Genomic DNA, 12,882 nt, shown 5'->3' with positions numbered 1-12,882 from the left:
GCCGGCGTCGCGCACGCGGCGCTCGACCTTTCCGACGGTCTCGCCGGCGACCTGCAGCACATCCTGACGCGCTCGAACGTGCGCGCCGAGATCGACGCCGACGCGGTACCGCGCTCCGCGGCGCTCGCGACGCTGCCGGCCGACGTGCAGCGCCGCTGCACGCTGGCCGGCGGCGACGACTACGAGCTGTGCTTCACCGCGCCGGTCGCGGCCCGCGCGGCGGTCGAGGCAGCCGGCGCAAGCGCCGGCGTACCGGTCACGCGAATCGGTACAATACGCGCGTTGTCCTCGCCGGCGGAGCAGCCCGCGATCGCGTGGCGCGATGCCGCCGGCGCGCCCCTGACCCTCACGTTGCACGGTTTCGACCACTTCCATGCAGACTGACCCGACGCCCGCGCAACCCGCGGCCGCGCCCGACGCCGCCCGCAACACGCCGCCGCGCGTCACTGCGCGCTTCATGCTGTCGCACCCGGCGCACATCGTGTCGCTCGGCTTCGGCAGCGGGCTCGCGCCGTTCATGCCCGGCACGTTCGGCTCGCTGTTCGGCTGGCTGACGTTCGTCGTGCTCAACCGCTACCTGACGGTGCCGCAATGGTGGGCGCTGATCGCGGTCGGGTTCGTCGCCGGCACGTGGGTCACCGGTTTCACCGCGCGCAGGATGGGCACGACCGATCCGGGCCCCGTCGTCTGGGACGAAATCGTCGCGATCTGGCTCGTGATGCTGTTCGTCACGCCGGCGACCTTCGTCGGCCAGCTGTGGGCCTTCGTCGTGTTCCGCTGCTTCGACATGCTCAAGCCGCCGCCGATCCGCTATTTCGACCGCCGCGTGAAAGGCGGGCTCGGCATCATGGTCGACGACCTGATCGCCGCGTTCATGACGCTGCTCGTGATCGCCCTGTGGCGCTCCGTCATCGGCTGACCGATTTCCCGACTCCCGTTTCCCGACGCGCATGCCAACCGATTCCGTCGTCCACCAGCTTGCGATCCGCGCAGGCAACAAGCTGCGTGACGAGCACCTGTCGCTCGCCACCGCCGAATCCTGCACCGGCGGCATGATCGCCGCCGCGATCACCGACATCTCCGGCAGCAGCCAGTGGTTCGAGCGCGGCTTCGTCACCTATTCGAACCAGGCCAAGACCGAGATGATCGGCGTGCCGCCCGACCTGATCGACAAACACGGCGCCGTCAGCGAACCGGTCGCGCGCGCGATGGCCGAAGGCGCGCTGCGCAACAGCCGCGCGCAGGTCGCGCTATCCGTCACCGGCATCGCCGGCCCGGCGGGCGGCAGCGAGAAGAAGCCGGTCGGCACCGTGTCGTTCGGGTGGAGCAACCGGCTGCATACCGACGTCGAGACGCTCGTGTTCAAGGGCGACCGCGAGCAGATCCGCACGCAGGCGGCCGCACATGCGCTGCGCGGGCTGCTGAAGCTGCTCGACGAGCGCGAAGGCTGATCCGCCGCGGCCACGGCGGGGGCGGCCAGCGCCCCTGGCCGCTTACTGGATCGCGTCGGGCTTCACGACGATCCAGTTCTTGTCCGCCGTGACCGGCAGGCCGAGCGCCTTCTGCTGCGCGGCGGATTCGTCCGACCACGCGCGGATCTGCGCCATCTGCTTGTCCTTCTTGTTCACCCACACGCGCACGCCGCCGCGCGCGACGTCGGTCGCGTTCAGCAGCATGTAGCCGTCGGATTTCGGCGTGTCGCCCGCGACGAGCACCGGCTTCTTCCACTGATCGATCCAGCCGGCGATCGAGCCGAGCTTGCCTTCGTACCACGTCATCGGGTTCATCAGGAACGGCGTGATCACGAGCTCGCGGTTCGCGGCCTCGTCGTACTTGCCGGCCTTGATCTGCAGCCGTGACGTGGTCAGCGCGCCCGTCGCCGGGTTGCGCAGCAGCGTCGTCACGCCGATCACGTTCTGCGGCTTCACGTTGTAGCCGTATTTCGGATCGGCCAGCACGAGCCGCGCGAGCTCCTCGTGCGCGGCCGTCATCACGTAGACCTCGATCCCGTTCTCGCGCAGCGCGTTGTACAGCTCCTGCATCCCGCGGAAGAAGCGCGGCGGGTTCGCCGTGCCGTCGACGACCTTGTCGCCCTGCCAGTAGCGGATCGGCACCGGCTTGCCGTCGGCGAGCATCGCGTCGACGTGGCGCTTCAGGTCCGCGAGCGACAGCCCCGCGAACGCCTGCGCGATCCACGGGTAGCAGACCAGGTCGTCGATCTCGCAGAGCCGGTAGTAATAGCTCGTCAGCGATTCCTTGTAGTCGGCGGAATCCTTGAACGGGATCAGCTTCAGCGACGGGTCGAGCGACTCGCGCGTGAGCACGCCGTGGTTCTCGAGATACGGCAGCAGCGATTCCTCGAGGTCGTAGCGATAGGTCGTGTTGTCGGCGTCGAACACCGCGTAGTCGCCGCGATGCGCGTGCTCGGCGAGCATCGCGTTCAGCGCCTTCGCGCTGTCCGCCGGCCAGTGCGACAGGTCCGCCGCGTGGGCGAACGTCATGCACAACGACGCGGCAAGCGCGCTCAAAAGACGTCGGGACAGCTTGGGCATGGCGTCGCTCCCTTTCTTGACATTTTGGTTACGGATCGATGACAAACGGGAGCATCGCGCGACCAAATTGCCGACATGCGGTACGGAAGCGACGGGAAGTTGTTCGCGTGCGCCAGGGCGGCAAACACGCGAGGAAGGCGCGCGGCCCGCGAGCGCGGGCGCGGCGAGCGGCCACCCTGACGGGCGGCCGGTAGGTCAGCGATGCGCGTTGATCGTATCGCGCGTCTTCTGCGCGGCGAGCGCCGCGGCTTCGGCGAAATCCTCGCCGTTGCTCGCGTACAGGATCGCGCGCGACGAGTTGATCATCATCCCGGTGCCGTCAGCCGTGCGGCCCGCGTTGACGGTCGCCTGCACGTCGCCGCCCTGCGCGCCGATGCCGGGAATCAGCAGCGGCATGTCGCCGACGATCCCGCGCACGATCTCGATTTCGTTCGGGAAGGTCGCGCCGACCACGAGGCCGAGCTGGCCGTTCTTCGCGTTCCACTTGTTCGCCGCGAGATCCGCGACGACCTGGTACAGCGGCCGGCCGTTGGTGTCGAGGAACTGCAGGTCCGAGCCGCCCGGGTTCGACGTGCGGCACAGCACGATCACGCCCTTGCCGTCATGCTCGAAGTACGGCTCGACCGAGTCGTAGCCCATGTACGGGTTCACGGTGACCGCGTCCGCGCGATAGCGCTCGAACGCTTCGCGCGCGTACTGCTCGGCGGTGCTGCCGATGTCGCCGCGCTTCGCGTCGAGGATCACGGGCAGGCCCGGATGCTGGAGGTGGATGTGTGCGATCAGGCGTTCGAGCTGATCTTCCGCGCGATGCGCGGCGAAGTACGCGATCTGCGGCTTGAAGGCGCTCGCATACTGCGCGGTCGCGTCGACGATCTGCCGGCAGAATTCGAAGATCGCGTCGGGCTGGCCGTCGAACTGCACGGGAAAACGCGACGGCTCGGGATCGAGGCCGACGCACAGCAGCGAATTCGTGCGCTGCCACGCGGCGCGCAGCGATTCGATGAAAGTAAGCGGGGAAGACATGGCGGGTTCTCGCGGCAAACCGTTGGTAGACCGCGTATTTTACCCGCGTCGCCGGCGTCCCTCGCGCGCGGTCGCATCGACGCGCGCATCGGCCCGCTCGACGGTGAACGCGAAACGCCGCGTGAGCCGCTCGCCCGGCGCGAGCAGCGTCATCCCGTGCGCGGCCGCGCCGCCCGGCAGGTTCACCGCATTGATCGGATGATCGACCGGCTCGAAACAGAAGAACGCCTCGCCGGGCGGCGTATAGAGCACGTACGCATCGGCGTCGGCCGCGACCGTCAGCGACAGCCCGCGGCGCGGCCAGCTCACCGTCGCATGGCCGCCCCAGCCGGTGAATGCATGATTGACGAGCGTCGCCGGCAACGGATACGCGACGCCGAACTGCCAGGCCGGCGGCACGCTCACATGCCGCACCGGCAGGAAATCGGCGCCGGACAGCCACAACCCGCCGGCGGCCGCGGCCAGCTCGGTCGCGTCGTCGCGCACCAGGAACGGATGCACGCCGAGCCCGAACGGCAGCCGCGCGCGCCCCGCGTTCTCGATCGTCAGCGCGATCGACAGCGTCGCGTCGTCGAGCGCGAACGACTGGATCGCGCGGAACGCATGCGGCGCGCCGCTCGTGCGATCGAGCGACAGCTGCAGCGTCGTGTCGGTCGCGTCGTCCACCTGCCACGGCGCGAGCCAGCCGTCGCCGTGGATCGGCAGCGGTTCGTCGCGGCGGTTGCGCGGCACCGCGATACTGCGCCCGTCGCATTCGAAGCGGCCATTGCCGATCCGGTTCGAGTAAGGCAGCAGTGGATAGCACGCGAGCTCGTTCGGGTCCGTCGCCGTTTCCGGGTGCTCGCAGCGGCGGAACACCGGCTGCAGCGCGCCGTGGTCGCCGCGCCAGTCGAAGCGCGCGATGCCGCCGCCCAGGTGCGGCAGCACGTCGAGCCGCAGCGACGCGTTCGACAGCGTGACGGCCGCCGCATGCGCGGCGCCGATGCCCTGTGCGAACGACGCGGTTTGCGGGCCGGCGCTGACCGGCTGCGCGGCGGCGGCCAGGCGCGCGCGGCGCGACTGGCTCGTGGACGACGCGCGCGAGGACGTAGCGGTCATGGTGAGCTCCTTTCCTTCGTCGATGAAACGATACGGGTCGTCGCGCGGCTTCGCGCGAACGCGAACAGTCAGTCAGGCCCAGCCGCCGTCGACCACCACGTCCTGCGCGGTGATCATCCGGCTGTCGTCGGCCGCGAGAAACAGTGCCATGCGCGCGAGATCGTCCGGCAGCAGCTCGGCGTCGAGGCACTGGCCGGCCTTGATCGCCGCACGGCCCGCGTCGTCGAGCCACAGCCTGCGCTGCTTGTCGGTCATCACCCAGCCGGGCACCAGCGAGTTCACGCGAATCCCGCACGGGCCGAGATCGCGCGCGAGGCCGCGCGTGAGCCCCTGCACGGCCGCCTTCGCCATCACGTAGACGGGATAGCCGCCGTTCTTCAGCATCCAGCTGATCGAGCCGAGATTGATGATCGCGCCGCCGCCCTGCTGCTTCATGTCGTCGATCACCGCCTGCGCGGCGAAGAACTGGTGGCGCAGGTTCACCGCGATGCCCGCGTCGAACGAGGCAGGCGTCACGTCGCCGATCGCATGGCGCGTATCGTTCGCCGCGTTGTTCACGAGCACCGCGATCGCGCCGATCCGTGCGCGGATCGCGTCGATCGTGCGGCGCAGCGCGTCGATGTCGGTCAGGTCGCACGGGAGGAACAGCGGCGCATGGCGGACGTCCTGCTCATGCGCGAGGCGCTCCGCCAGCACGGCGCCCGCGTCCGCGTCGAGGTCGACGAACGCGACGCGCGCGCCCTGCCGCGCGAAATGCGCGACGAACGATGCGCCGATGCCGGTCGCGCCGCCCGTGATCAGCACCGCGCGATCCGCGAGGCTCGGGTAGCGCGCATAGCGCGCGTCGCTCGCGGCGCGCGGCTCCTGCGCGGAAGTTTCGATGGTCATGCGAATCGTCTCCGTGGAATCGGTCAGTCGCGTACGCCGCGGTTCTTCAACTGGTCGAGCAGCACGGCCGCGAGCAGGATCGCGCCGCGCACCAGGTACTGGTAGAACGCGTCGATGTTCAGCAGGTTCATCACGTTCTCGACGGTGCCCATGATCAGCACGCCGATCACGACGCCCGAGATCGTCGCGCGGCCGCCCATCAGCGACACGCCGCCGAGCACGCACGCGGAGATCACGTTCAGCTCGAAGCCCTGCGCGGCGTTCGGCTGGCCCGACGTGATGCGCGATGCGAGGATCACGCCGGCGAGCGCCGTCACCGCACCCTGGATCAGGAAGATGACCACGCGCGTGCGTTCGACGTTGATCCCCGCGAGCCGCGACGCCTCGGGGTTGCCGCCGATCGCGAGCGTGTTGCGGCCGTACACCGTCTGGTTCAGCAGCACGCCGAACACGATGAAGCACAGCAGCGTGACCCAGATCGGCAGCGACACGCCGAAGAGCGTGAGCCCGCCGAGCGCAATGAACGTATCCGACGACACGCCGACCGCCTGCCCCTTCGACACGATGAAGCCGAGCCCGCGCACGATTTCCATGGTCGCGAGCGTCGTGATCAGCGCGTTGATGCGCAGGTACGCGATCACCGCGCCGTTCACGAAGCCGATCGCGGCACCCGCCGCGACCGCCGCGACGATCGCGACGAAGGTGTTGTCGGTTGCGTTCAGCACCATCGCGCACAGCACGCCCGAGAACGCGACGGTCGAGCCGATCGACAGGTCGAAGTCGCGCGAGGCCAGACAGAACATCATCGTGCACGCGACCATGCCGATCTGCGAGATCGACAGCGCGAGGCCAAGCATGTTGTCGATCGAGAAGAAGTGATCGACCGTCAGCGACATCGTCAAGAACATCACCGCGAAGATCGCGATCAGGCTGTATTCGGCGAGGTGCTGCCACCACTTCTGGCGGTCGCTCTGCTGCGGAACCAGCGCGTCGGCCGACGGCTTCACGACTGCGCTGGCGAGGTTTTCCCTGACTTGCATGGTTGTGTCTCCTGCTCCTGCATCGCGCGGCCCGCGCCGCGCGTGATCGATTCGAATGTCGTGCGTCGCGCGGGGCGACCCAAAACCGCGTCAGGCCGCCTCGACGGCGCTCGTCTGCGGCAACGCGAGGCTCAGCACCGCGTGCTCGTTCGCCTGATCGCGCGGCAGCTCGCCCGCGATCCGCCGTTCCCGCATCACGACGATGCGGTCGGACACGCCGAGGACCTCCGGCAGTTCCGACGACACCATCACGATCGCGCAGCCGCGCTCCGCGAGCCGGTAGATCACGTCGTAGATCTCGTGCTTCGCGCCGACGTCGATGCCGCGCGTCGGCTCGTCGAGGATCACGACCTTCAGGTCGGGCTCCGCGAGCCAGCGCGACAGGATCGCCTTCTGCTGGTTGCCGCCCGACAGGAAGCGGATCTTCTGCCGCCGGTTCGGCGTCTTGATCTTCAGCCGCTGGATGAAGCGGTCGGCCGTTTCGCTTTCGGTCTTGCGGTCGATAAAGAGCCCTGCGCGCAGCGAATGACGGCGGCAGCTGATGTTGATGTTCTCCGCGACCGACGCCATCGCGATGATCCCTTCCTCCTTGCGATCCTCCGGGCACAGCACGATGCCGTGGCGGATCGCGTCGCCGGTGCGCTTCACGTCGATGCGCCGGCCGTCGAGCATGAGCACGCCCGCGCGCCGGCGGTCCGCGCCGTACACGAGCTGCATCAGTTCGCTGCGCCCCGCGCCGACCAGCCCGAAGAAGCCGACGATCTCGCCCGCGCGCACCGAGAAGCTCGCGGGTTCGCGCAGCGCGGCGCCGTCGACCCCTTCGGCGGAAAACCGCACGTCGCCGAGCGTGCGCGGCGCGTAATGGTAGATATCCGAGATCTCGCGCCCGACCATCTCCGCAACCAGCCGCTCGCGCGGCACGTCGTCGAGCGACGCGTGCGACGCGATCTTGCGCCCGTCGCGAAAGATCGTGCAGGCATCGCACAGCCGGTAGATCTCGTCCATCCGGTGCGAGATGTAGATCAGCGCGCGGCCCTGCGCGCGCAGGTCATCGACGAGCTTGAACAGCACCTCGGTCTCGCGATGCGACAGCGAGCTGGTCGGTTCGTCGAGCGCGATCACGCGCGCGTTGCGCATCAGCGCCTTGCAGATTTCGACCATCTGCCGCTGCGCGATCGACAGCCGCCCGAGCTTCGCGTCGGGATCGAGATCGACGCCCATCGCGGCCAGCCGCTCGCGCACGTGGCGCTTCGCCTCCCCCTTCCTCACCCAGCCGAGCGCATTCGGCAAGCGGCCGAGCAGCAGGTTCTCCGCGACCGTCAGGTCGGGCACGTACTGCAGCTCCTGGTGAATCACCGCAATGCCGGCCGCGATCGATGCGGCCGCACTCGAGAAATGCACGGGCTGGCCGTCGACCAGCACGCTGCCCGCATCGGGCTGGTATTCGCCACCGAGAATCTTCAGCAGCGTCGACTTGCCCGCGCCGTTCTCGCCCATCAGGCCATGCACCTCGCCCGCGTGCACGTCGAACGAGATGCCGTCGAGTGCGCGCACGCCGGGAAATACCTTGCCGATATTGTCAAAACGCAGTGCCGCTGACACGTCGTCTCCCCCACTTCCGGATCGATCGACCGCCGGCCGCCGCATCGCCGCGGCAGCCGGCGGGCCGCTTACTTCGATGCGAGCCCCATCTCGTCGCGCACCTTCGACACGTTGTCGCGCGTCGCGAGCATGCCCGTCGTCAGCGTCAGCGGCGCCGGTGCCTTGCCCTGCGTGATCCACGCGTACATCAGCTCGGAGGTTTCCTCGCCGTGGCGCTTCGGGCTGATGATCACGGTGCCGTAGAAGCCCGTCGGCTGCGGCTTCTTGAACTCGTTCAGCGCCGATTCGGAACCGCCGATGCCGATGCCGATCATGTTGTCCGCCTTGAAGCCGCGCCCTTCGGCCGCGCGCACCGCGCCGAGCACGGCCTCGTCGTTCAGGCCGTACGCGACCCAATGCTTGAACTGCGGGTTCTTCGTGAGCGCGATGTTCGCCGCGTTGAATGCGTTCTCGGTATCGGTCTTCGCCTGCGGCGCCGCGATCACGTTCGCCTTCGGGAAGCCGGCCGCGACCAGCGCGTCGGTCGCGCCGCTCGTGCGGTCGTGCGCGGTCGGCAGCTGCTCGTAGGTGATGTCGATCGCGCCGACGTCCTTCATGTTCCAGCCGCGTTTCTTGATCTCGGCCGCGATGCCGTCGCCGACCTGCTTGCCGATGTTGTAGGCGGAAATCCCCATGTGCGGGACCGCTTCGATCGGCTTGCCCGTGCCGTCGACAAGGCGGTCATCGACCGTCATCATCTTCAGGTTGTGCGACTTCGCCTTCGCGACGATGCCCGGCCCAAGCTTCACGTCGGGCGTGCAGATGATGAAACCCTGCGCCTTCTGCGCGGACAGGTTGTCGATCGCGCTCATGACCTTCTCGCCCGACGGCGCACCGATCTTCACGAGTGTGAAGCCCTTGTCCTTCGCGGCCATCTCGGCGAATTTCCATTCGTCCTGGAACCACGGCTCTTCCGGCTGCTTCACGAGGAAACCGATCTTGACCGGATCGGCCGCGTGCGCAACCGGGCTGCCCATCACCACCGCGGCCGCGGCGGCCAGCGTTACGAACGTTCTGCGTTTCATCTCCAGTGTCTCCTTGTCTTCATCGAACAGGATGCAGCCGCTTGTTGGTTTCGACGCAGCGTGCGCGCGGCCGTCGCACGTGCGGTCTTTCGAATCGTTGCGTCAGTCGTGGTACAGCGCCGCGCGCCCGCCGTCGACGGTGATGCACGCGGCATTGATGAACGGCGCCTCGTCGGACGCGAGGAACACGGCCGTCATCGCGACCTCCTCCGGCTTGCCGATCCGCTTCATCGGCTGCAGCGCGAGCGTCTCGGCGCGCGCCGCGGCCGGATCGGCCTGCGCATCCCACCAGTCGCGCGTGAGCTGCGTCTCGATGTAGCCCGGCGCGATCGCGTTCACGCGCACGTTGCGCGCCGCGTATTCGATGCCGAGCGCACGCGTGAGGCCCAGCACGCCGTGCTTCGCGACCGGGTACGGAAAGCAGCCCGGGATGATCCGGAACGCATGCGTCGACGCGATGTTCACGATGCTGCCGTGACCGCGCTCGACCATCCCTTCCAGCGCCGCGCGGCAACCGTGCCACACGCCGTCGAGATCGACCGCGAAGCAGCGGCGCCAGTCGTCGTCCGTCATCGTCAGCGGATCGGCGAACACGTTGATGCCCGCGTTGTTCACCAGCACGTCGAGCGGGCCGAACGCCGCTTCGGTCTGCGCGAGCGCATCGCGCACCGACGCCTGCCGCGCGACGTCCGCATGCAGCGCCAGCACGCGCGCGCCGTCGATGTCGCGCGCGATCGCGGCGGCCGTGTGCTGCGCCTGCGGGAAGTCGAGGTCGACGAGCGCGACGGCCGCACCCTCGCGCGCGAACGCGTGCGCGATCGCGGCACCGATCCCGCGGCCCGCGCCCGTCACCATCGCGACCTTGCCCGCGAGGCGTCCCATCATGCGACTCCGCCGCGCGCCGCGCGCAGGCCGGCCTGGAACGCACGCGCGTTCGCCGCGGTCGCGTCCGCCGACTGGCCGGGCCGGTACAGCGCCGAGCCGAGCCCGAAGCCATTGGCACCGGCCGCGAGGAACGGCTGCATGTTGTCCGGCGAGATTCCGCCGACCGGGATCAGCGGCACCGCACGGTCGATCACCGCGCGCCACGCCTTCACGACGTGCAGGCCGAGCTGCTCGGCCGGGAACATCTTCAGCACGTCGGCACCGTTCGCGAGCGCCGCGAACGCCTCGGTCGGCGTCGCGACGCCCGGCGAGCTCGCGAGGCCGCGCTCACGTGCGCGGCGGATCACGGCCGCGTCGCTGTGCGGCATCACGATCAGCGTGCCGCCCGCGTCCTGCACGCGATCGACGAATTCGGCGCGCAGCACGGTGCCCGCGCCGACGATCATGTCGTCCGGCAACGCGCGACGCAGCGCCGCGATGCTGTCGAACGGCTCGGGCGAGTTGAGCGGCACCTCGACGATCCGGAAGCCGGCTTCATACAGCGCATGGCCGTGGTCGGCCGCGTCGGCGGGCGTGATGCCACGCATGATCGCGATCAGCGGGCACGCGTCGAAGGCGCGCATCAATGCGGCGTGCGGCGTGTACGGCGCGGGCAGCGTAAGGTCGGACGACATCGGCAGTTCCTCTTCAAGCAGTTCATTGGTCGGCGCAGACGGGTTCGCCGTCCGCGCGCACGAGTCCGGCGCGCGACGCGATCCACCACATGCCGCGTTCGGTCGCCTGTGCGACGACGCGCGCATGCGTGCAGCCGAACACGCGCAGCGCGTCGACGTAGCGTGCACACAATCCGTCGTCGCCGATCAGCAGCAGCGGCTGGTTCGCGAGCGCGACGCCGCGCTCCGCGAGCATCGCGTCGAGCGCGTTGAGCTCATGGCCGATCAGCAGGCCGGACAGGTAGTCGCCCTGCGCATCGGGCGCGAGCCGGTCGGTCAGGCCAAGCGTGCGCGTGCTGAAGATCGTCGCGAGCAGCCCCGTGCGCTGCGCGCCGCGGGCTACCGCCACGCCGCGCGCGAATGCCGCTCGGTCGGGCGACGCGCTCGCCCGCATCGTGCGGCCGAGGATCGTGTGGTCGCGCAGCGCGGCGTACAGCTCGCCCGTCATGAAAGTCTGGAAGCGCTCGATGAGCCCGTCCTTCAGCCACGCCCACTTCGCATGGGTGCCCGGCAATCCGATCAGTACCCCTGAATGATCAGCGCCAAGCATGGGATCGTTCGCGAGTGCGCCGAATATCTGCGTTTCTTCGCCGCGCATCACGTCGGGCAACTCGCCCGTCACAATCACGCCGGGCACGATCGACACCGTCGTGCCACGCGACGTCGTCACCGTGACGAGGCCCGCGACCAGCGCGTCCGCGCCGGCCGGCACCGCGACGTACGGCGCCTCGCGCCAGCCCTGCGCGCTGCCGACCATCCCGGCGGCCAGCACCGGCACGCCCGGCGCGCGGTCGAGCCAGTCGCCGCACGCTTCCTCGAACACGACCTCGAACGCACGCGCGCCGCCGGCCGGCACGTGCATCACGCCCGCCGCGCGGCTGCGCGTGTCGATCAGCGCGCCGTGCGCGTCGAACAGATAGGCGCGCAGCGACGTCGTGCCCCAGTCGAGCGCGATCAGCGACGGGGCGGCGGAGTTGGCATCCGGAGCGAGCCGGGTCGAATTGGTCATCGTTTGATCCTGCGGGTACCCTGCGGCGGGCTCCAGCCCAGTTCCGCGGAAATGGCTCGCGCTTCGCGCTGCACGAGCGGAATCAGTTCGTCCATCCGGTCGTGCGGCATGTACGGAATCGTGCTCGCGACCGACACGGCCGCGACGACCGCGCCCGATGCGTCGCGGATCGGTGCGGCCACGCAGCGGATCGACGCTTCGTTTTCCTCGAGATCGAACGTGTAGCCGCCGGCCGCGTAATGCGCCATGCGCTGCAGGAACGCGCTCGTCTCGGGCCGGTTGTCCGGCTTGAAATTGACGCCGGCCAGCGCGCGCCGCGCGGCCTCGAACAGCGAGCGCCACAGGTCCGGATCGAGGTCGAGCATCATCGCCTTGCCGATGCCGGTCGACGCGAGCGGCATCCGGTGGCCGACCCGCGAACGCATCTCGAGGCCGCGCGTGCCGGGAATCTTGTCGATGTACAGCACGTCGTCGCCGTCGCGTACGCCGAGGTGGATCGTGTCGAGCGTCGCTTCCGCGAGCGCTTCGAGGTGCGGCCTCGCCACCGCCGTGAGCGGCATCTGTTCGAGCGCGATGGTGCCGAGCTCGATCAGCTTCGGGCCGAGCAGGTAGCCGCCCTGCACCTGGCGCAGGTAGCGCGCCTGCACGAGGCTGCTGACGAGACGGTGCGTCGTGCTGCGCGTCGTGCCGAGCGCGGCGCCGATCGCACGCATGTCGCGCGCACCGTTCGCGATCGCTTCGAGGATCGCGAGACCGCGCAGCAGCGTCTGCGTGCCGGCCTGCTGCGCGGCAAGGTCGAGCGGCGTGCTGGTCGCGCCGATGCTGTCGGTGAGCGGCGCATCGTCCGGCGTCGCGCGCCGGGCGTCGAAGGCAAGGGAATCAGGCATCTTGGTCATGGAACAGGCTGCTTCAACGGAATCGGTGAAGCCGCTGTCGCGAGGCCGGCACGGTGTCCGGCGTCGCGGCGAGGCGGCGGTCGATGCACCGAGGAAAGCGCCCGGCGAATTT

At 69.2% G+C, this 12,882-nt stretch carries 14 protein-coding genes; 3 read left to right on the top strand and 11 right to left on the bottom strand.

Translation table 11 applies throughout. The features are described from left to right. The 3 genes from PI86_RS00410 to PI86_RS00400 form a co-directional block, all read left to right on the top strand. Positions 1–384, top strand: a 384-nt coding sequence (locus PI86_RS00410; RefSeq protein ID WP_039317452.1) for an AIR synthase-related protein, incomplete at its 5' end; no start/stop codon positions are given. Beyond that, on the top strand, positions 374–919 hold the full coding sequence (locus PI86_RS00405) for a phosphatidylglycerophosphatase A family protein (protein WP_039317449.1): 546 nt from the start codon (positions 374–376) through the stop codon (positions 917–919). The genes PI86_RS00410 and PI86_RS00405, both read left to right, overlap by 11 nt. Before the next feature lie 31 nt (positions 920–950). Continuing rightward, a complete protein-coding gene (locus tag PI86_RS00400; protein ID WP_014898121.1) occupies positions 951–1,451 on the top strand; it encodes a CinA family protein in 501 nt (166 codons plus the stop codon). Positions 1,452–1,493: 42 nt separating this feature from the next. Here PI86_RS00400 and PI86_RS00395 read toward each other — a convergent pair whose 3' ends face one another. The 11 genes from PI86_RS00395 to PI86_RS00345 all read right to left on the bottom strand — a co-directional run bounded on the left by PI86_RS00395 (position 1,494) and on the right by PI86_RS00345 (position 12,770). Continuing rightward, the gene (locus PI86_RS00395) at positions 1,494–2,552 is read right to left on the bottom strand and encodes a hypothetical protein (protein WP_039317445.1); all 1,059 of its coding nucleotides are present in this window, start codon (positions 2,550–2,552) and stop codon (positions 1,494–1,496) included. Positions 2,553–2,747: 195 nt separating this feature from the next. Beyond that, positions 2,748–3,575, bottom strand: coding sequence for an orotidine-5'-phosphate decarboxylase (gene pyrF / locus PI86_RS00390; protein WP_014898123.1), 828 nt, complete (start codon positions 3,573–3,575; stop codon positions 2,748–2,750). A gap of 39 nt (positions 3,576–3,614) precedes the next feature. Then, positions 3,615–4,673 carry an aldose 1-epimerase gene (locus PI86_RS00385; RefSeq protein ID WP_039317442.1) on the bottom strand — a complete coding sequence of 353 codons (1,059 nt, stop codon included), beginning with the start codon at positions 4,671–4,673 and terminating at the stop codon, positions 3,615–3,617. A gap of 72 nt (positions 4,674–4,745) precedes the next feature. Continuing rightward, the gene (locus PI86_RS00380) at positions 4,746–5,561 is read right to left on the bottom strand and encodes an SDR family NAD(P)-dependent oxidoreductase (protein WP_039317438.1); all 816 of its coding nucleotides are present in this window, start codon (positions 5,559–5,561) and stop codon (positions 4,746–4,748) included. Positions 5,562–5,584: 23 nt separating this feature from the next. Continuing rightward, positions 5,585–6,601: an L-arabinose ABC transporter permease AraH gene (gene araH / locus PI86_RS00375; protein WP_039317435.1), complete on the bottom strand. Its 1,017-nt coding sequence runs from the start codon at positions 6,599–6,601 to the stop codon at positions 5,585–5,587. Between the two features lie 90 nt (positions 6,602–6,691). After that, entirely contained in the window at positions 6,692–8,203 is a 1,512-nt protein-coding gene (araG, locus tag PI86_RS00370) for an L-arabinose ABC transporter ATP-binding protein AraG (RefSeq protein WP_039317432.1), read from the bottom strand. Between the two features lie 68 nt (positions 8,204–8,271). Further along, the gene (locus PI86_RS00365; protein ID WP_039317428.1) at positions 8,272–9,267 is read right to left on the bottom strand and encodes an arabinose ABC transporter substrate-binding protein; all 996 of its coding nucleotides are present in this window, start codon (positions 9,265–9,267) and stop codon (positions 8,272–8,274) included. Positions 9,268–9,369: 102 nt separating this feature from the next. Beyond that, positions 9,370–10,149, bottom strand: coding sequence for an SDR family oxidoreductase (locus PI86_RS00360; RefSeq protein ID WP_039317424.1), 780 nt, complete (start codon positions 10,147–10,149; stop codon positions 9,370–9,372). Further along, positions 10,149–10,826, bottom strand: a complete 678-nt coding sequence (locus PI86_RS00355) for a 2-dehydro-3-deoxy-6-phosphogalactonate aldolase (RefSeq protein WP_039317422.1) — start codon at positions 10,824–10,826, stop codon at positions 10,149–10,151. Before PI86_RS00355 ends, PI86_RS00360 begins: the two co-directional genes overlap by 1 nt. Positions 10,827–10,848: 22 nt before the next feature. Next, positions 10,849–11,874 carry a 2-dehydro-3-deoxygalactonokinase gene (locus PI86_RS00350; RefSeq protein WP_039317419.1) on the bottom strand — a complete coding sequence of 342 codons (1,026 nt, stop codon included), beginning with the start codon at positions 11,872–11,874 and terminating at the stop codon, positions 10,849–10,851. Then, positions 11,871–12,770 (bottom strand): IclR family transcriptional regulator, encoded by a 900-nt coding sequence (locus tag PI86_RS00345; RefSeq protein WP_039317416.1) that lies wholly within the window; start codon positions 12,768–12,770, stop codon positions 11,871–11,873. The genes PI86_RS00350 and PI86_RS00345 overlap by 4 nt, the downstream gene beginning before the upstream one ends. Positions 12,771–12,882 lie beyond the last annotated feature (112 nt).

This window comes from Burkholderia sp. A9 (genome assembly GCF_000801975.1).
The sequence above is the reverse complement of the archived record's forward strand: the minus strand, read 5'-3'. Positions and strand labels throughout refer to the sequence as shown.

Coding starts and splice junctions, on each gene's coding strand:
- PI86_RS00365 (WP_039317428.1), bottom strand. CDS start 9,267: ATGAAACGCAGAACGTTCGTAACGCTGGCCGCCGCGGCCGCGGTGGTG.
- PI86_RS00345 (WP_039317416.1), bottom strand. CDS start 12,770: ATGACCAAGATGCCTGATTCCCTTGCCTTCGACGCCCGGCGCGCGACG.
- PI86_RS00400 (WP_014898121.1), top strand. CDS start 951: ATGCCAACCGATTCCGTCGTCCACCAGCTTGCGATCCGCGCAGGCAAC.
- PI86_RS00395 (WP_039317445.1), bottom strand. CDS start 2,552: ATGCCCAAGCTGTCCCGACGTCTTTTGAGCGCGCTTGCCGCGTCGTTG.
- PI86_RS00360 (WP_039317424.1), bottom strand. CDS start 10,149: ATGGGACGCCTCGCGGGCAAGGTCGCGATGGTGACGGGCGCGGGCCGC.
- PI86_RS00385 (WP_039317442.1), bottom strand. CDS start 4,673: ATGACCGCTACGTCCTCGCGCGCGTCGTCCACGAGCCAGTCGCGCCGC.
- araH (WP_039317435.1), bottom strand. CDS start 6,601: ATGCAAGTCAGGGAAAACCTCGCCAGCGCAGTCGTGAAGCCGTCGGCC.
- PI86_RS00355 (WP_039317422.1), bottom strand. CDS start 10,826: ATGTCGTCCGACCTTACGCTGCCCGCGCCGTACACGCCGCACGCCGCA.
- PI86_RS00405 (WP_039317449.1), top strand. CDS start 374: ATGCAGACTGACCCGACGCCCGCGCAACCCGCGGCCGCGCCCGACGCC.
- pyrF (WP_014898123.1), bottom strand. CDS start 3,575: ATGTCTTCCCCGCTTACTTTCATCGAATCGCTGCGCGCCGCGTGGCAG.
- PI86_RS00350 (WP_039317419.1), bottom strand. CDS start 11,874: ATGACCAATTCGACCCGGCTCGCTCCGGATGCCAACTCCGCCGCCCCG.
- PI86_RS00380 (WP_039317438.1), bottom strand. CDS start 5,561: ATGACCATCGAAACTTCCGCGCAGGAGCCGCGCGCCGCGAGCGACGCG.